The sequence below is a fragment of the Methylocystis sp. Se48 genome (assembly GCF_056269425.1).
The window spans coordinates 616039-633156 of record NZ_CM149850.1 but is presented as its reverse complement, the minus strand read 5'-3'; the positions used below and the strand labels follow the sequence as shown (position 1 = coordinate 633156).

The 17118-nt window shown below is 63.0% G+C and carries 15 protein-coding genes and 2 pseudogenes; 9 read left to right on the top strand and 8 right to left on the bottom strand.

All coding sequences use genetic code 11. The annotated features are described in order from the left end of the window. The first annotated feature begins 90 nt into the window (after positions 1-90). The 3 genes from ACV959_RS03035 (at position 91) to ACV959_RS03025 (ending at position 2824) form a co-directional block, all read left to right on the top strand. Positions 91-1542, top strand: a complete 1452-nt coding sequence (locus ACV959_RS03035) for a trypsin-like serine protease (protein ID WP_475738451.1) — start codon at positions 91-93, stop codon at positions 1540-1542. A 146-nt stretch (positions 1543-1688) separates the two neighbouring features. Continuing rightward, positions 1689-2282: a DUF4384 domain-containing protein gene (locus ACV959_RS03030; protein ID WP_475738450.1), complete on the top strand. Its 594-nt coding sequence runs from the start codon at positions 1689-1691 to the stop codon at positions 2280-2282. Positions 2283-2338: 56 nt separating this feature from the next. After that, complete coding sequence (locus ACV959_RS03025) at positions 2339-2824, top strand: DUF4384 domain-containing protein (protein WP_475738449.1); 486 nt, start codon at positions 2339-2341, stop codon at positions 2822-2824. Here ACV959_RS03025 and ACV959_RS03020 read toward each other — a convergent pair. Next, a complete protein-coding gene (locus ACV959_RS03020; protein WP_475738448.1) occupies positions 2743-4014 on the bottom strand; it encodes an IS256 family transposase in 1272 nt (423 codons plus the stop codon). The two genes, ACV959_RS03025 and ACV959_RS03020, sit on opposite strands and share 82 nt — an antisense overlap. Before the next feature lie 96 nt (positions 4015-4110). Between ACV959_RS03020 and ACV959_RS03015 the strand changes: the two are divergent. Further along, positions 4111-4332 (top strand): annotated as a pseudogene (locus ACV959_RS03015) (transposase domain-containing protein); the annotation flags it as partial. 307 nt (positions 4333-4639) lie between these two features. Here the strand turns inward: ACV959_RS03015 and ACV959_RS03010 are convergent. Continuing rightward, complete coding sequence (locus ACV959_RS03010) at positions 4640-4987, bottom strand: hypothetical protein (RefSeq protein ID WP_475738447.1); 348 nt, start codon at positions 4985-4987, stop codon at positions 4640-4642. A gap of 116 nt (positions 4988-5103) precedes the next feature. Then, positions 5104-5352 (bottom strand): hypothetical protein, encoded by a 249-nt coding sequence (locus ACV959_RS03005; RefSeq protein ID WP_475738446.1) that lies wholly within the window; start codon positions 5350-5352, stop codon positions 5104-5106. A gap of 164 nt (positions 5353-5516) precedes the next feature. Between ACV959_RS03005 and ACV959_RS03000 the strand changes: the two genes are divergently transcribed. Beyond that, positions 5517-6473, top strand: coding sequence for an IS481 family transposase (locus ACV959_RS03000; protein WP_475738445.1), 957 nt, complete (start codon positions 5517-5519; stop codon positions 6471-6473). Here the strand turns inward: ACV959_RS03000 and ACV959_RS02995 are convergent. The 4 genes from ACV959_RS02995 to ACV959_RS02980 form a co-directional block, all read right to left on the bottom strand. Beyond that, positions 6438-6713, bottom strand: coding sequence for a hypothetical protein (locus tag ACV959_RS02995; RefSeq protein ID WP_475738444.1), 276 nt, complete (start codon positions 6711-6713; stop codon positions 6438-6440). The two genes, ACV959_RS03000 and ACV959_RS02995, sit on opposite strands and share 36 nt — an antisense overlap. 526 nt (positions 6714-7239) lie before the next feature. Further along, complete coding sequence (locus ACV959_RS02990) at positions 7240-7731, bottom strand: DUF6508 domain-containing protein (protein ID WP_475738443.1); 492 nt, start codon at positions 7729-7731, stop codon at positions 7240-7242. A gap of 189 nt (positions 7732-7920) precedes the next feature. Then, positions 7921-9054 (bottom strand): SWIM zinc finger family protein, encoded by a 1134-nt coding sequence (locus ACV959_RS02985; RefSeq protein ID WP_475738442.1) that lies wholly within the window; start codon positions 9052-9054, stop codon positions 7921-7923. Positions 9055-9058: 4 nt separating this feature from the next. Further along, positions 9059-11380 (bottom strand): DEAD/DEAH box helicase, encoded by a 2322-nt coding sequence (locus ACV959_RS02980; RefSeq protein ID WP_475738441.1) that lies wholly within the window; start codon positions 11378-11380, stop codon positions 9059-9061. A 243-nt stretch (positions 11381-11623) separates the two neighbouring features. On the opposite strand from ACV959_RS02980, the gene ACV959_RS02975 reads away from it, so the two are divergent. Beyond that, entirely contained in the window at positions 11624-11764 is a 141-nt protein-coding gene (locus ACV959_RS02975; RefSeq protein WP_475738440.1) for a hypothetical protein, read from the top strand. Positions 11765-12154: 390 nt separating this feature from the next. Here ACV959_RS02975 and ACV959_RS02970 read toward each other — a convergent pair. Then, positions 12155-13267 (bottom strand): annotated as a pseudogene (locus ACV959_RS02970) (IS5 family transposase). A gap of 847 nt (positions 13268-14114) precedes the next feature. On the opposite strand from ACV959_RS02970, the gene ACV959_RS02965 reads away from it, so the two are divergent. The 3 genes from ACV959_RS02965 to ACV959_RS02955 all read left to right on the top strand — a co-directional run bounded on the left by ACV959_RS02965 (position 14115) and on the right by ACV959_RS02955 (position 17040). Further along, positions 14115-14990, top strand: coding sequence for an SMI1/KNR4 family protein (locus ACV959_RS02965; protein ID WP_475738439.1), 876 nt, complete (start codon positions 14115-14117; stop codon positions 14988-14990). Between the two features lie 308 nt (positions 14991-15298). After that, positions 15299-15892, top strand: coding sequence for an ANTAR domain-containing response regulator (locus ACV959_RS02960; protein ID WP_475738438.1), 594 nt, complete (start codon positions 15299-15301; stop codon positions 15890-15892). After that, the gene (locus ACV959_RS02955; protein WP_475738437.1) at positions 15889-17040 is read left to right on the top strand and encodes a CmpA/NrtA family ABC transporter substrate-binding protein; all 1152 of its coding nucleotides are present in this window, start codon (positions 15889-15891) and stop codon (positions 17038-17040) included. Before ACV959_RS02960 ends, ACV959_RS02955 begins: the two co-directional genes overlap by 4 nt. The last annotated feature ends 78 nt before the right edge of the window (positions 17041-17118 follow it).

Sequence of the window (17118 nt, the reverse complement as noted above, 5' to 3'; positions counted from 1 at the left end):
GGGTGCGGGGTCTCTGGCGGTGGGGCCGGGGCTCCGACCGTATCGGCTCCTGCGCCTGCCGGTGTTCCTTACTCGGTCGCGCCTTCACCCATGCCGGTCCAGGCTCCGATTGCCACCCTTTCTTCGTCCGCGCCCTCGTCATCGTCTCTGACATTGGATGCGCTGCGTGGGGGTTTCCGTGAGTTGGTTGGGGGATTGAGCCGTGTGATCGGCGGGAGCGCGGCGTCGCATGCGGAGTGGCGGAGTTTTGTTCTGATTCAGGCGCGCTTGTCTGCGGGACGTGTGTCGACCTGCGGGGGCACGGTGATCGCGTCGCGCTGGGTGCTGACGGCGGGTCACTGCGTCGCCGGGCGCGATGCGTCGAGTTTCACGGTGATCGAAGGGATCGACCGGGTGGGGGCGGGCGGACGCGGGATCGGCGTCGACCGGGTGGCGCTGCACGAGAGCTATGCGGACGGCCCGCCGCGCAACGACATCGCGCTGCTGCATCTGTCGGGGGCGGCGCAGTCGCCGAGCCAGCCTTTGATCGGGCGCGCGCTGGCGCAGCGATTGTTGAGAAGCGGAACGACGACGACGCTGGCGCGGTTTGGGCTGACCGCGATCCAGCCGATCTCGGGCGAAAATACGGGCGCGATCTCGGATCGGCTGTTGCAGGTCGATCTGCCGGTGGTGGAGCGGCCGACCTGCGCGCGGCTGCTCGCCAGGACGTTCAACGCGCCGGCGTCGCAGATGAGCTTCCTCGACGAGTCGGTGGTCTGCGCCGGCGACCCCGACCATGGCGGGCGCGACGCCTGCAATGGCGACAGCGGCGGCCCGCTGGCGGTCGACGTGCATGGACGTCGCGCCCAGGCGGGGGTGGTGAGCTGGGGCCCGGGCTGCGGGCTGCGCAATACGGTCGGGGTCTATAGTTCGGTCGGCTATTTCGAGGACTGGATCAGCCAGCGCGTGTCGGAGGCGCGGTTCCTGACGCGCGAGGACGCGGGCGAGGAGAGCGGCCATGCGGCGACGCCGGCCGCCGCGCCGGCGATCCCCGCGCCAGTGGCTCAGCAGCCGGCGCCCGCGAGCCCGTCGCAGGAGGCCTGCGGCCTTCCGTCCGGCAGCGACAATAGCGGCATGCGCGTCGACATCGCCGATGGCGGACGCGTGACGATCGGGTCTCCGATCCATGTGCGGGCGACGCCGCAGATCGGCGGCCAGCTTCTGATCTTCAATGTCGATCTTGCTAGCTGCCGCGCCTTTCAGCTCTTCCCCAACGCCTATTCGACCGCGGCGCAGGTCGGATCGGTTCTGGGCGCGGGGGCGACGGCGCAGGTTCCGGGGCCGTCCGACACGTTCAGCATTCGCGTCAATCCGCCGTCGGGGGCCAATCGGCTTTACGCGCTGATCACGCCGCCGGGGGTGGGGCTCGAGGATCTCATGCGGCGCGGGGCCGACATGAAGTCCTTCGACGGACGCACGTTCTGGCGCGACCTGATGGCCCGCAGCGCTGGCGAGGCGCGCATCAGTGCGCTGGGCTCCTTCGATTACGAGATCGCGCCGTGAGCGCCCGCCGCTCCCAGCGGGTGGGAGGCGCCCGGGGCGCTGTGAGGGAGGGTCCGATGTTTTCCGGGAGCGCGCGTGTCAACACTGTTTGGGTAAGGACGCAGAACGCAATCGAGCGCCTTGCCGCCAGCTTTGGAGAGAACGACATGATACGCTTCGTCATCAAACGCTTTGCGCTGACGACCGCCCTCGCGCTCTCGGGGCTATGGCTGGGAGCGAATGAAGCGGCCGCCCTGGTCTGCATCGACGCGGGGCGGGATCTGACGGTCGAGGCGACGAAGCCGGTTGCTCACGCGGCGCGTCGTCCCGCCAAGCGTCATGCGGCGCGGCCGGTGCAAGTGTCGCTCATGCCGGTCGGGTCGTCGACGATCGCGATCGGCGAGCCGCTGCGCTTCAGGATGACGTCTCTCGTCAATGGCTATGGACATCTCCACGTGCTGAGCGCGTCGGGCCGGGCGCAATTGTGGTTCGAGAATGTGCGCCTTCGCGCCGGCCAGCCGCTCCTCTTTCCGCGCCGCGGCCAGACGGTGCGCGCCGCCGCGCCCGCCGGCGACGAAACGATCCTGTTCGTCGCCTCGTGCCAACCGATCGATGGTTTCGCCGGGAAAGGCGCGACCATGACGCCGCTCGACCTTCAGGTCACGCATGGGGGTCTGCGGACGGCGATCGACCAGAAGTTCGGCGCGCTGGCGCGCAACGACTGGGCCTTCGCCGAGATCAAGATCCGCGTGCGTGACTGAACGCCTCATCGTCCATCAAACGCTGCTCAACTCGAGTGGACCAACAGGAGACTTACATGCGCAAGACCAAATATCTTTTCATCGGCGCGCCGGCGCTGCTCGCGGGCCCGGTTCTGGCGAACGACGCCAAACAAATCGGCCAGTTCAAGGACCTCACCGTCGAGCAGAACGCGGCGGCGCAGGCGACGACGCCGAAGCCGAGTTCACTTTCGGTTCAGATCTCGGCCGATCGTCCGGACGCGACCTATGCGATCGGCGAGACCGTGCGCCTGACGATCAACAGCAATGAAGAGGCCTATGTCACGATTCTCAACATCGGACCGACGGGCCAGGCGACGCAGCTCTTCCCGAACCAGTATCAGCCGGACAATCATGTGGCGCCCGGCCAGCCGGTGGAGATCGGCGGCGGCGCGACCGGCGCGCGGATGAGCTATGGCCGAATGTGGGTGACGGGCGCTGATCAAGCGGCGTGGCTTTCTCTGGCGTCGCTGCTTGCGACGCCGTCGACGAATCTGACGCCTTCGATGAGCCGAGGCAACTGATTTGCGCCTTTCAATCTGCGCCAGGTTTTTGACGCCGCTCGAATGAGGGTGAAGACCATGATCTTCACCGTCTTCTGGGACAGAGCGCCCTTGGTGCGCACCGTCCGATGCCGGACGGTGGCGAAGACGCTCTCGATTGGATTGGACGTTCGCAGGTGATCCCAGTGTTCGGCGGGGAAGTCGTAGAACGCCAGCAATGCTTCTTCATCCTTGGTCAGGCAGGCGACGGCCGGCGCGTATTTGGTCCCGTATTTTTCGTTGAAGAGGTTTATCGCCGCGCGCGCCGCCGCCTTGGTTTCTGCGTGGCGGATCTCCTGCAGGTCGGCCTTGACCGCCGCCGCCATGGACTTCGGGAACTTGCCGAGAATATTGGAGATCTTGTGGAACCAGCATCGCTGACGCCGCGCGGCTGGATAAATCTCGTCCATTGCTTTCCAGAACCCCAAAGCGCCATCGGCAACCGCAAGTTCGGGGGAGATTGTCAGGCCCCGCGCCTTGAGATCGACAAGCAACTCACGCCAGCTTTGCGCGCTTTCCCGGGCGCCCACATGAAAGCCGAGAAGCTCCTTTTTGCCTTCGGGCGTGGCGCCGATGATGACAAGAATGCATTCCGCTTCCGGCTCCATCCGCGCCTGTAGATAGACGCCGTCCGCCCAGATGTAGACATAGCGGCGAGCCGAGAGATCCCGACGTTGCCAGCGACCATGCTCCTCCTGCCAAGCCTCGATCAGACGAGCGATCACGCCCGGCGATAGGTTCGGGGCCTCTGGGCCGAGAAGGGCCGTCAGCGCCTCCTGAAGGTCGCCCATCGAGACGCCCCGCAGATAAAGAACCGGCAACAAGGCGTCGAGGCTGCGCGACCGGCGCGCCCATCTGGGCAGAATGTTCGAACTGAAGCGAACTTTCGCCGACGCCGGCGCATCGGCGGCGCGATCCCGGACCTTTTGCCGCTGAACGGTTATCGGCCCGATCCCGGTCTGGATGACCCGTTCTGGCCCGACGCCATGCCGCACAACACGTTGGCGGCCATCAGGCAGCCGCTCGTGGGAAAACATCTCGACGAAACTGTCCGCTTCAGCCTTCAGCGCGGCCGCAAGCATGCGTCGTGCGCCTTCTCGGGCAATCTCCGTCAGGGGATCGGAGATCAGACCCCGCTGCCGGAGATGGATGATCGTGCTATCTTCTTCCATGGCGTATCGCTCCTTTGGAGGAGCTGGCAGGATTCAGCACACCCCCCACGATACGCCGCCTTTTCAGGCCCAATCACCCAACTTCAGTCATAGCTCCTCAATCGTAAGAACGCGCTCTTCGCGGGTTCGGACGGAGGCGGTGAAAACTGGGCGATCGTCGCCTCGCTCATCGAGACCTGCAAGCTTAATGGCGTCGATCCGCAGGCTTACATAGCCGATGTCCTCGCGAAGATCGTCAACGGCCATCTCGCGAGCAAGCTCGACGAGCTCATGCCATGGGCATACGCGCGGCCGGTCGCTCTCCAAGACGTGGCCTGAAAACAGCGCTTACGAACAACCCAGTCAAGCGGAACAACAACGCCGGGTTCCGTCTGGCCAGAACGTTGAACGCCGGAGCCGAAAAGATCACGGTCTTTGCGGGCGAGGATATTACGTTCAGGGCCGTTCATGATGATCAGGGTCCCAGCGGGGGAGCGGCTGACGGCCGGGACGGCGTCTGTCTTGGCGCAAGGCGCGACAGGCGCCGCCGTCCTCAAGTGTGTTTCGTTTTCTCAATGAATACGGCGGAGCCTCCCGTTGCGCTGCCGGCGCCAGCAGGTCCGGGATTCCCTCGGCGAGGCAACCCTTATTTTGCAGCGCTGTCAGACTTCTTCTCTTTCGCCTGCTTCATCATTTCGAGAATATCGACAGTGCCGCGATAATCGCGTGTGAAGGAATGAGGGTCATCCTGCTCGCGCTTGTCTTTCTCGGCCTTCGCCTGCTTGACGAGATCCAGCCATTCCTTTGAACTCAGCGCGTTTTTCGGCATCCCCGCCAGATCGGGGTTCTTTGAGGCGTCGATTCCCTCCGGCGCGTCCGACTTTTCGCCGCACCGGGCGCTCGCCTCGTTCTTCGCGATGACGTCCAGGATGTGGCGGACCAGCCACGGATCGACATCGACGATCTTGCGGAGCAGATCGTTACGAGAAATCACCCGGCTTTCGCCAGCGTCGAAAAGAGGCGTCGCTCGAAGCTCGGCGTGAGCGCCAGTCGTCTCGCCAAACAGGATGAGCGCCGCCAGTATCAATTCGAGTCGAATGTCTGGTCTCCTTACAGTTTTGCAATTGCGAGCCGCATCTCGCGCAGCGACTCTGCGAGCGCCTTTTCCATCACGCCTGTCGAGACGATGATCTTCGCGCCGAAGGCGTGGCTGCTGACGATCGGGAACCCAGCTGCTTCTGCGGCTTTGACGATCTGCCGCGCCTTTTCGGCGGACATCTGCGTGACGAGGAACCGGCCGAGATTGGATTGATCCAGCGCCCCTGGCTGCTCGCGCCAGATTTGCTTGAGACGCGGCAAGGTGTCCGCGGTGAAGATCGCATCGAGGAGGCGGTCCTTACGCAGCCCGCGGCTCTGTAGCCCCTTTTCGTCGCGGATTAGCTGTGAGCTTGCAATAGGTTGTCCATCCGGACCGGACCGAGGAAAGTGGAGTTGCGAAGCTTCACCTTTTCACGGAGGCCCGGATGAACATTCATAAGAATGCCCGTTTGACGCCGCTCGGTCGAGCGGAATTGGCGCGTCGGGTGCTGGAAGACGGCGCGCCGGTGGCCCAGGTCGCTCGAGAGTTTCACGTCTGCTGCAAGACGGTCCGCAAATGGACGGAGCGGCGCAAACAAGCGGGCGACGCTCCGCTTTGCGATCGATCGTCCCGGCCGCACCGAATGCGCAAGCCCACAAGGCGGGCCGCCATCGACGAGATCATCGCGCTCCGCCGCCAGCGCTTCACCGGGAAGCATATCGCCAGGGTCGTGGGCGTCAGCGCGGCGACGGTGAGCCGCGTGCTCAAACGCGCCGGCCTCAGCCGCCTGCGCGACCTCGAGCCGGCCGAGCCGGTCAGACGCTATGAGCGCCAGAACCCCGGCGACATGATCCATATCGACATCAAGAAACTCGGACGTTTCGAACGCGTCGGCCACCGGATCACCGGCGACCGCAGCCGCCAGAGCAGCAGCCGCGGCGCAGGCTGGGAATTCGTCCATGTCTGCGTCGACGACGCTTCTCGGGTGGCGTTCACGCAGATCAAGCCGGACGAAAAGGCCGTCAGCACCATCGACTTTCTGAAAGCGGCGGTCGCCTATTACAAGAGCCTCGGCGTCACGGTCGCCCGCGTCATGACCGACAACGGCTCCTGCTACGTCTCCCGCGCCTTCGCCAAAGCCTGCAAAAGATTACGGCTCAAGCACATCCGAACGAAACCCTACACGCCGAAGACCAACGGCAAGGCCGAGCGATTCATCCAGACCGCCTTGCGCGAATGGGCCTACGCAACCGCCTATGCCTCATCAAACCAACGCGCCGAGGAACTGCCGGTCTGGATGCACAGATACAACTGGCATCGCCCGCATGGCGGCATAAAATGCCAGACGCCAATCAGCCGCCTCGGTCTAACCGGGGACAACCTGTTGAGGCTCCACAATTAGCCGGGTCAACCGCTCATTGTGAAGCTCCGCGACGATATCGATGTCATCCGGTCCGTCGAGGCCCATCGCGACGATCGAAAAATAGAACTCGGCGAATTCCCACATCTTGTCGAGACGCAGCTGTTCAAGACCCCACTCCTCCCGCGAGGCGCTCGCCGCGCAAATGCGCCGTTCGAAATCGACATGCGCCTGGGCGCTAAGACCCAAGGCATTCAAATCTGCTTCCATCTCGGTTGCCAAGATCCATCTCCATAATTCAGAATCGAACTATTTCATTCGGGCATTCCAATTCCAAGAGATTGCTCTCCCAATCGTTTGGAGCCAGCGCCGAGCCGTCTGAAGCCAGGGCGGGTTCGGCTTCGTTAGGGAGGCGCTGCAGCGCGGTCTGGAATCGAAACCCCGCCTTTCCCTGAGCCGCCTGCAGAGGAGGAGGCCGGTGGCGTTGTCCGTGACGGGTTCAGCGCGAGAGAGAAGCTCTCGGCGCCTGTCATGGAGAACGCCATGACCCAAGTCGGAATTGAAGATGTCATTCGCCATAGGGTCCCGACGCCGATCGGCACGTTAAGCGACTGATCCCGGGTATTGAAGAGCGTTCACTTTCTGACGCCGATTCACAGTCTGGATGGACCGAACTTAGGATTTTTGCTAAGTCGGTTTATGTGGACCGTGGAATTTTGTCTTCCGTTACCGAGGAACACAGTGCTCTACCTTCCGACGCGCGCGCCGTCGGGCAGATCAAGAACGAGATGGTTGCCTCTGGGCACGTTTATGAGGGTTTTCGGCTTATTGGCGGATTCGATCTTATCGTCAATATTGCGGCTGCACGTGCGGCGACCCTCGTCATCAAGCCGCTTTTAAAATCCGCGGCGGGCGCGCCATCGCAGAAGTGATCGACACGAATGCGCGCCGTCAGAAGCTTCGCAAGCTGAGTGACGCTCGCGTGCGCGAGGGCGTCCGGGTCATGATAGAGCGCTTGCGCTTCTTCGGTCCCGTTCCATTCCGGCCAGTCAAAATCCATGACCCAGCCGTAGTCATAGGCGGTCTGGACGAAGCGTTCCGCTGGCGGTCCGAGCTCGAACGACCCCATGACGATGACGTCGTCATAGTGTTTTGCGCGGGTCCATTCGCCGGCCTGGAACGCTGGCGCGGTGAGGACCGGCAAAAAGGCGGCGAGCGCCGACAGGCGTTGTTCAATTGAACAGTCGCCTGTGCTCCAGTTGCCGAAGTGGGGCGTTTCATTTTCGGTCGTGGCCTCCATTATTTCCTCCTGTCACCAGCGCGGGCCGCCGGTCGCCGCCCGTTTCCTGACGTCAAAGAACGCTCCATTCGCGTGGGAAGTCCAGCGCGACTCCAGAAGGCGACCGGTCAAGGTCAACAAGTGTCGTCCGAGTTCGCTGAGGCTGGCGGAGGGAGCCCATTCCAACAATATTCGCGCCATAGATTGCCTTCAGATGCGAGCCCTACGCGCTTTTGCGCCAATCCATTTCGCCGCTCTCGTCCGGCCGGCGGGCACTTCACGTGCTCGGCGTGATTTGGCGGGCACTTTCACGCTCGGAGGCTGGAGCGGTGCGGCCATCTTTTCGATCGTCTTGTCGGTTGCGGGAGCCGGGGCCTTACCCGCCGCCCTGCGTGCGACGGCCGGGGCTTTTTTCCCTGGCGGCGCCGTCTTCCGATGCGTCGCCACTGTCTCCGCCGCTCCTGGAGCCTTCTTGATCTTACCATTTCCCAGTGGCTTTTCCGCTTCCAATTTCGAAAGGGACGCTGCTTTCGTTCCTCCACGGCGGCTTGCCGGTTTCACAGCGCGAGCGGAAACGTCGTCCTTGGGCTGCGATTTTCTCTTCCTTTCCTGAACTATCGGCGAAGCAACAGTCGCCGCCATGTCGATGCCGAACAGGGCCCCAACGTCGTCATCCGCGAGGAGGCGCTCACTCGCGACACCTTTTCGCGTCATTGGCGGCTTGGCGCTCGCCGTTGTGATCAGCTCCGCGTGGTCGACGCCGCGTAACGCGAACAGGAGTTCGGGCGCGGCGTCGAGGCGCGCGCCGGCGCCATAGAGCGTCGCCGCCACATGCTTGCACATGCCAGCCCAGTCGGGGCAGGAGCAGGACATCTTGATCTCTCCCGGCGCGGGAAAGAGGCCGTCTCCCTCGCGGCATACCCGCTCCATCACATTCTTCGAGAGCTTGCCTTGCAGGACTTCGACAAGCGATCCGATGGAGCCGGCGCAATCTTTGCAGATCGCCTTCCAGCGCGATGGCGCCGCCACCGCGACGTCGATCTTCACTTCATAAATCTCAGATCCGCTCACTAGGGCGCGCAGGCTACCGCGCGCGATTTGCAGATCGACGACAGAGCCGTTGCGAACATAGCTTCGTCCCCGCGGCAATCGGCTTGCGTAGTCGGAATATTGCTCCAGATTTTCGCACCAAGCCTTCCCCCAAAAGCTTTGCGCAATCTTGCGGCCGTCGACGACGATCGGCGAGACGGCGCGCCCCTTTTTCTTCAGCTTCTCGATCTCTCGTTTGGCCTGTTCGCGTCGCTTGGCGACCGGCACATAAGGGCGAAAGCTCCGGAAGCTCATCGCGTCACCCTTCCTTCATGGCGGCGTCGAGATCGAGTTTAACGAGGTTCAGCAATTCCCGATCGTTCATTCCGGTCAGATTGATTTCGCCGCCCGTCAGGAACTCTTGCGCCAGTTGCCGCTTCGCTTCGATCAGCTGATCGATTCTCTCCTCGATCGTGCCACGGCAGACGAATTTATGCACCAGGACATTGCGCTTCTGCCCAATCCGGAAGGCGCGATCGGTCGCCTGATTTTCGACGGCGGGGTTCCACCATCGATCGAAATGAACGACATGCGACGCCGCCGTGAGGTTGAGGCCCGCGCCGCCTGCCTTGAGTGACAGAACGAAGAAGGGAATGCGCTCGTCTTCCTGGAATTTTGCAACGAGCGCCTTGCGCTTCCCGACCGCCGTCTCCCCGTGCAGGACAAGACCGGGACGGCTGAACGCCCTGGCGAGCAGATTTTCGAGCGGCGGGATGATTTCCTTGAACTGCGAGAAAACCAGCAGCTTCTCCTGGCGGCTGGCGATGGTCTCGGCGATCTCGAACAGCCGGGCGAATTTCCCGCTATCCTCGTCAAGATAGACGCCGTCGCCCAGCCATTGGGCTGGATGATTGCAGATTTGCTTCAGGCGCATGAGCATCGACAGCACCAGCCCACGCCTGGCGATGTCATCGGAGGCCGCTCGGAGGCGCTCCTCCAGCTCGGCAACCGCCGCCTGATAAAGCGCCGCCTGTTTCTTTGTAAGGGGGCAGAAGGCTTGAACCTCGGTCTTGTCGGGCAGATCGGCTATGACGCTTCGGTCGGTTTTGAGCCGCCGCAGGATGTAGGGCGCAGCGAGCTTGCGCAGAGGCGCATAAGACACGGGCTCCTGCGCCGCGAGCCGCTTGACGAAATCCGCGAAGGCTTTCGACGAACCCAGAAGCCCCGGATTGATGAAGTCGAAGATCGACCAAAGATCGCGCAGATTGTTCTCGATCGGCGTGCCGGTCAGCGCAATGCGCCCCTCGCTCTGCAACGCTTTTACCGCGCGCGTCTGCTTGGCGTTGGGGTTCTTGATGGCCTGCGCCTCATCGAGAACTGCGAGGCGCCAACGCGTCTTCTGCAGCCAGTCGAGGCGTGGCAGCGATCCATAACTTGTCACCACGAGATCGGTCGTCACTATGTCCTCCGGCGTCATCGCCCTCAGTCGATCGGGCGACGTGAAGGAGGGATGCGCCACCATCACCCGAAGCGACGGCGCGAAGCGAGCCGACTCGGAGGCCCAGTTGGCGAGCAGCGAGGCGGGCGCGACGAGCAGGCTCGGCGCGCTGCCACCGTCCCGCCGTCGGAACGTCAACAGCAGGGCGAGGACTTGAATGGTTTTGCCCAGGCCCATATCGTCGGCGAGGCAGCCGCCGAGGCCCAGCTGGGTCAGAAAGGCGAGCCAACGCACGCCGACCTCTTGGTAGGGCCGCAGTTCCGCCTTCAAGGCGTCGCCAGGACCGGAGGTCGCCAGCCCTTCCGGGCTTCGACATTTCGCCAGCGTCTCGGCGAGCCAGGGGCCAGCGGACACATGCCCCCACTGAGCGGCGGTCGCCGCCGGCGTTTCTGCTCCTATATCCGCCCCCGCCAGGAGGCGCATGGCCTGGGCGAAGGGAAGACCGTCCTTTCTCGCCAGACGCTCCACCGCCTTGAATTTATCCAGCGTCGCCTTCAACCGTTCGTGATCGACCTCGACCCATTTGCCGCGCAGCAGCGCCAGGCCGTCGGTCGCGGCGAGAAGCTCTTCGATTTCCTCGACAGACAGCGCCTCGCCGTCGAGACTCACCTCGACCCGAAAATCGAGCAGGGATTGGACGCCGACCATTGAAGGGGTATTCGCGCCCACCGTCGCCTCGACGCTGGGGCGGCTCGGACGATTCATGCGCCAAGCCGCGGGCATGCGCACGACGACGCCAGCCTGCTCCAACGCCTCGACGTCTTTCAAGAATCGCATCGCGTCTTTTGGCGTCCAGCGAAGTGGATGGAAAATCTCGCCTGTGTCGACGATTTCCTTCAGCCAACCGCAGCTCTCGCTGGCTTGGCTCACCGGCTCCAAGAGCTTTAGGAGTTTTTTCTTGTCGCCCGCGCCGGCGTATTCGCGCAAAGCTTGTCCCAGCGGCAGGTGCCGCAAGACGCCCTGCTCCGCGAGAGAGGACGTATAGGTCGCCATGAAGGCGAAGGGGCAGTCGGGGTCTTTGCGGTTTTCCGCGAGGTTAAAATGCACCCGCCCGACGAGGCGCCAGCGGCTGTCGCGGCTTTTGAGAAAATCCTGGAGCGAGAGGCCGCTCTCGGCGAGTTCGACCACAAGCGCCTGGTGCATGGACCGCCAAAACGCTGCTAGGACCTCGGGGCGCAGATATTCTCCGCCCTGCATTGGCGGAGCTTGGTCGATCAGCGCGCCCAACTCCTCGGGCGCCGGCGCCAAGCGGCTTGGCGCTTCGCCCACAGCTGTCTCATCGTGCGCGCAGAGCGTCGCGGTGAAGCGCATCGCGAATGCGCGCCAAAAGGCAAGTGCTGGCGGCAGACGGCTCCCGGCTTCGCCGACTCCGAGTTGCAGTAGCCCGTGGCCCTGACCGCGCGCGAAATGCTCAATCAGCCGATTGGCGACGGCGACCTCTATCAGAAAGTCGTCGTCGACCGGCTCAAGGAGCAGAACGCCGTGCGGCGTCAGGACCGGGGCAAGCGAACGCAGCATCGCGTCTAAGTGTCCGAAAGTCCTTTTCGTGTATCATGGAAGCCGAGCCCTCGTCTCAAGAAGTCGAGGAGACACAAAGTCGCGACACGGGCTCTGGCCGAAGGCGGCGTCTGCCCACCCGGCGCGCGAGGAAGATGTTGCTGGATTGATCCAGCTCGACGCCCATCAATCCCCTCTTTGGCCGTAGATTTTTGCTATCGGCTTAGGCGGAGTTTAGCTCGCGCGGGACGTCAATTTCAACGGTCGGTGCGGTCGCCCGTTCAACCTTCGCGCCTCTAGCAGGCTGTTGAAAAAGCGACCGTCTTTGGCGTCGCGCCGCTTCGCTCCGCATTTTTGCGGGCTTCATGCGGTTGACCGGGCTCGGGAAGCGCGGGGCTCTACCCCCTTCGGCTTCTGTGCTCATACTGTCGCGAGTAGCTTCGGCAGCCGGACCAGGTTATAAGCGGCTGCCGCGAAGGTGAAGGCAAAGCCGACCCTGTCGCAGCCCCGAAACGTCGTTTTCTTCTGCCCGGCGACCGTCTTGATCCAGCCGAAGCCCTACTCGATCCGTTTGCGGATGCGCTGGCTGAGCCCGTAGCCCTCATGCCGGGCCGTGCGCCCGTCGATGGCCGACGATCTGGCGCTGACGTTTTGCGCGACATGCGGCGTCACCCGCATCGAGCGCAGTTCGTTGACGAAGTCCTCGGCGTCATAACCCCTGTCGGCCGCGAGCGTGATCCGCCCCGGTCGGTCGGCGCGCGGTTCGATCATATGCAGCGCCGCGACGCGTTCGGCGTGGCCGTCGGCTTTCGTCAGGCAGGCGTCGACGAACAGCGCGTTGCGGTTCTCCATCAGCGCATGGCCGATGAAACACAGCTTCGCCTCCTTGCCGGCGCCCTTACGATAAAGCCGCGCATCCGGGTCGCTGGTCGAGGCATGCGTGTCGTTCGAACGCTTCTCGCCATGGAAATCCGCTTCGCGGTTGCGCACGCCGCCGCCGCCCGGAGGCGGATCGTCCGTCCCGTCCATCGAGCCTTCGTCCGCGCCTTTCGGCGTGAAGCTCTTCATCGACGCCCAGGCTTCGATCAGCGCGCCGTCGACCGAGAAATGGTCGTTGCTCAGGAGCCGCTTCACGCGCGGCTGCGCCAGCACGGCGGAAAGAAACTTCGCCGCGACGTCGCCGTCGAGCAGCCGGTCGCGGTTCTTCGAGAAGACCGAATGATCCCAGACGGGATCGTCGATCCCGAGCCCCACGAACCAGCGAAACAGCAGGTCGAAATTCAGCCGCTCCATGAGCTGACGCTCCGAACGGATCGAGTAGAAGGCTTGCAGCAGCATGGAGCGCAGCAGCTTCTCCGGCGGGATCGAGGGCCGGCCCGTCGCGGCGTAGAGCGCCGAAAATTCCCCGGCCAGAGCAGCGAGCCCCGCGTTCGCCAGTTCGCGGATCACCCGGAGCGGATGCGTCTGCGGAACGCGCGCCTCGAGGTCGACATAGCTGAACAGCGCGCCAGACCGCCCATCCTCGCCCCGCATCCGCTCCTCCCCCTTGTCCAAGGACAAAGGGAATCACATCAGCGCTGCGCGCGCGAGGAGTTTTTCAACAGCCTGCTAGGCGTCCCGTCGCCGACGGCGGACCCCGGTTCGACAGCCATTTCGGCGCGCAACCAACCCCGCTCAAATACGCGGCGCACGTGACCAAAACCGGAGCCGGCGAAAGACATTCAGCCGGCCCAGACCGATTTCGACAAGCCTCGCTTCACTCGATAATGACCCCGATCCGACGACGCCAAAGCAGCAATTTGTTGCGCACGTCGGGCGCGCGAAGAGCTGCGAACCGCTTCGTATTTGGTCAAACCCGAGATTATTTTATGAGCACGGCATAGACGCGCCCCAACCCATAGCCGCAAGATCTAATTGATAATCAACTCGAAACAAGAATCGCGAACTCTGGCTCGATAGTTGCAACATTAAACCCCGAACCACGATAGCCGTGGTCGATCCGACGACGGGTCAAACGCAGCAACGCCGCTGTTCCAAAGATTCCGCTACGCAAGCGGAGTGTTTGGGCAGCGGCTTTTTCGTTTCTGGATGCGCGCGACTGCGCAAGTCCTCTTCGAATGGCAGGTTGACGATGAGAGCGGAACGTCATCTCCGATATGCGCGCACGATCCTTTCGACCATTCTTGGCGGAACAATTGTCTCGTGCCTATGCTCGAGAGTCGATGCGCATGAGGTTGCAAGAACGCCGGCGCCCGCAGCGGCTTCGGCTCCGCCAGGTCCGCCTCCCGGACCGCTCGGCGTCTTTGGTCTCGACATGCCCGCCCCAGGCAAGCTCGTATTGTCGATGACGCCGACCTTCGCAAATTTGTCGGGAATAAAGATGGGCGCGCGAACCGTGTCGAACGAATATGTCGTGTCCACGGTTCCATTCTTCCTCAACCCGACGCAGCCGGTTCGCATCGTTCCGCAAAATATCGCCATGCGCGCGCAAATCCTCGGTTTGAACTACGGCGTCGCCAAAGATTTCGCCATCGTGTTCACTGCGGGCATGGTGGAGAAATCGCTGGAGGCGCTCGTTTTCAGGGGCGCGAGGGGAATCATGCCGCTCGCGAGAAACTTTCCGACGACCGCCAGCCTGGCGGATTTCTCATTATCCGGAATCTACCGAATCTATCAGGACGACATCAATCGCATCCAGCTCTCGCTTGGCCTTTCCTTCCCCACAGGAAGCAACACCGCTACATTCAGAAACTTCATCCTTTCAAATGGAACCGCGCCGGATATCCGAGGCTTTTATGGCATGCAGCTCGGCGCTGGCACATTCGACATCATGCCGGGCGTCGTCTATGCGGGTTTCGTCGGGCCGTGGTCGTGGGGCGCGTCATACCGTGGACGTTTTCCGCTGGGAGCGAATCCGCAGGGCTATTTCTGGGGCGATCTTCACGAACTCAATGGCTGGGGCGGCTATACGTGGACGGCGGGCTTCACGTCGACCGTGCGGGCGAGCGCTTCCCTGCAAGGTCCGATCCGGGGCCGGGATCCCGCAATCAATGACGCCGCTGCTCCCGCAAATCCCCTGTTCTATGGCGGTCAGCGCGTCGAACTCTTCGGCGGGGGAGCCATCAGCGGAAAATTCATTGGCTACGACAACTGGACGCTGGCGGTCGAAGCGGGGCTGCCGGTCTACCAGAATCTCAACGGGCCGCAAATCATGAAGAACTGGCAGGCAACCATGCAACTGAAGGTGAAAATTTGACCTCAGGCGCTCGCGCCGTCTTCCGATCATTCTCGAAAGGCAAGCGAGAGGGGAGCGCAATGCCGATCGAGCGCTCACATTGCGCCCGTGGCGCGCAGAGTTGTCGCAGCAGAGCCGGCCGAAGGGGGAGATTCCGCCTCGTCCCGCCCTCCAACGACGGCGGCGCCATCCGGAGGGCGTCCGAGCCTTTCCAGATCCGCGTCGAAGCCATCATTCATGCTCTTGCAATCGTCAAAATCATTGACTGACGACCGAGCGCCATACACTATCGAAGCGTCGGGCGGAGAGCGCGGCTCCGCCAATACGCGATGCCATTCGGCCTTCAGCACGTGAAAATTCTCATTGTCGACGAAAGCCCGATTCGCTGCGCAATCCTCGAAGATGGCCTGCGCGAAGCCGGGTTTACGGATGTCGAACATATTGCGGAGACGCACAACTTGCTGAAGCGCGTCTATGCGATCGATCCGGACGTCATTCTGATCGACCTGGAAAACCCGTCACGCGACGAACTTGAGCAAATGTTTATCGTGAGCCGCGCCGTGCGGCGCCCTGTCGCCATGTTCGTCGATCAGGCGGACGCGGCCTCGATTCAGGCCTCCGTCGACGCCGGCGTTTCCGCCTATGTCGTCGATGGACTGAAAAAAGAGCGGATCAAATCCATCCTCGATCTCTGCGTCTCGCGCTTCAATGCATTTGCTAAACTCCAGAGCGAACTGGAGCGCGCCCGCTCCGATCTCGAAGAGCGCAAAACCATCGATCGCGCAAAGGGCATTTTGATGAGCGCGAAAAAACTCTCCGAGGGCGAAGCCTACAAGTTGATGCGCAACGCCGCCATGCGCGAGAGCAAGAAAATCTCTGAAATTGCGCAATCGATCGTCACCGCGTCGGAGCTGCTGAAATGAGCGTCGCCGGACGGATCAAGATCGGCTTCATCCCCCTTGTCGACGCCGCGAGCCTCTTCGTCGCCGTCGACATGGGCTTCGTCGCGGAGGAGGGACTGAATGTCGAGCTCGTGCGCGAGGTTTCGTGGTCCAATATTCGCGACAGGCTGGCGATCGGACATTATGACGCTGCGCATCTCCTGGCGCCGATGGCGATCGCGGCTTCTCTGGGATTGAGCCATGTGCGCGCGCCGGTCGTCGCGGCGATGACGCTCGCCATGAACGGCAACGCAATCACCGTCTCGCGCGACCTTCATGCGCAACTACTCGCGGAGGCCGGCGACGATCTCGGCAACCCCTCCACAACGGCGCGTGCGCTGAAGGAGGCGATTGCATCGCGCGAGAAGCGCGGCGCCGAGCCGCTGACTTTCGGCGTGACCTTCCCCTTTTCAACCCATAATTACCAGTTGCGTTACTGGATGGCGGAAGGCGGGGTCAACCCCGACCGGGATCTCCGCCTCGTCGTGCTGCCGCCGCCCTTCATGGTCGACGCGCTCGCGGGAGGGCAGATCGATGGCTTTTGCGTCGGCGCGCCGTGGAACGCGGTCGCCGAAAGCGCAGGCGTCGGCGCCGTCCTGCATCCCGGATTCGAGATTTTCAATCCCGCGCCGGAGAAGACGCTGGCGGTGCGCGCGCCGCTCGCGCGGGACGAACCCGCGCTCGTAGAAGCCATGATACGCGCGTGCGTGAGAGCGGCGGATCACATTCAAGGGCCAGAAAACCGGGAAGAAGTCGTGGCGCTTCTCTCGCGTCCGGACCGTGTCGGCGCCGACCCGAGGATCCTGCAACGCACGCTCGAGGGACGTTTCGGTCGCGCGACGACGAGCGACTATCTGATTTTCGGCGACCGGACATCCGGCCGCCCGCACCGCTCTCAGGCAGCCTGGCTCTATGCGCAAATGCTGCGATGGGGACAAGCTAATTCGTCGCCCGGGGCGTTACGCGCCGCCGAGAGCGTCTTCGACCCGGTGTTTTTCGACGCCGCGACAAAGGCCGCCCCCTCTCTTCCTGCGACGATTTCGGCCTTCTCCGGGCCGCCATTCGAGGCGCGGGCGATCGACGCCTATCTCGACGCTTTCGCGATCCGCGCGCCGACGCGGTCGCGTTAAAATTCGGGCTCGCAGCATAAAGACGCGGCGCCCCGACGCCTAAGCGCGCGGCGCCGCGCGGAGCGCACCGATCCTTTC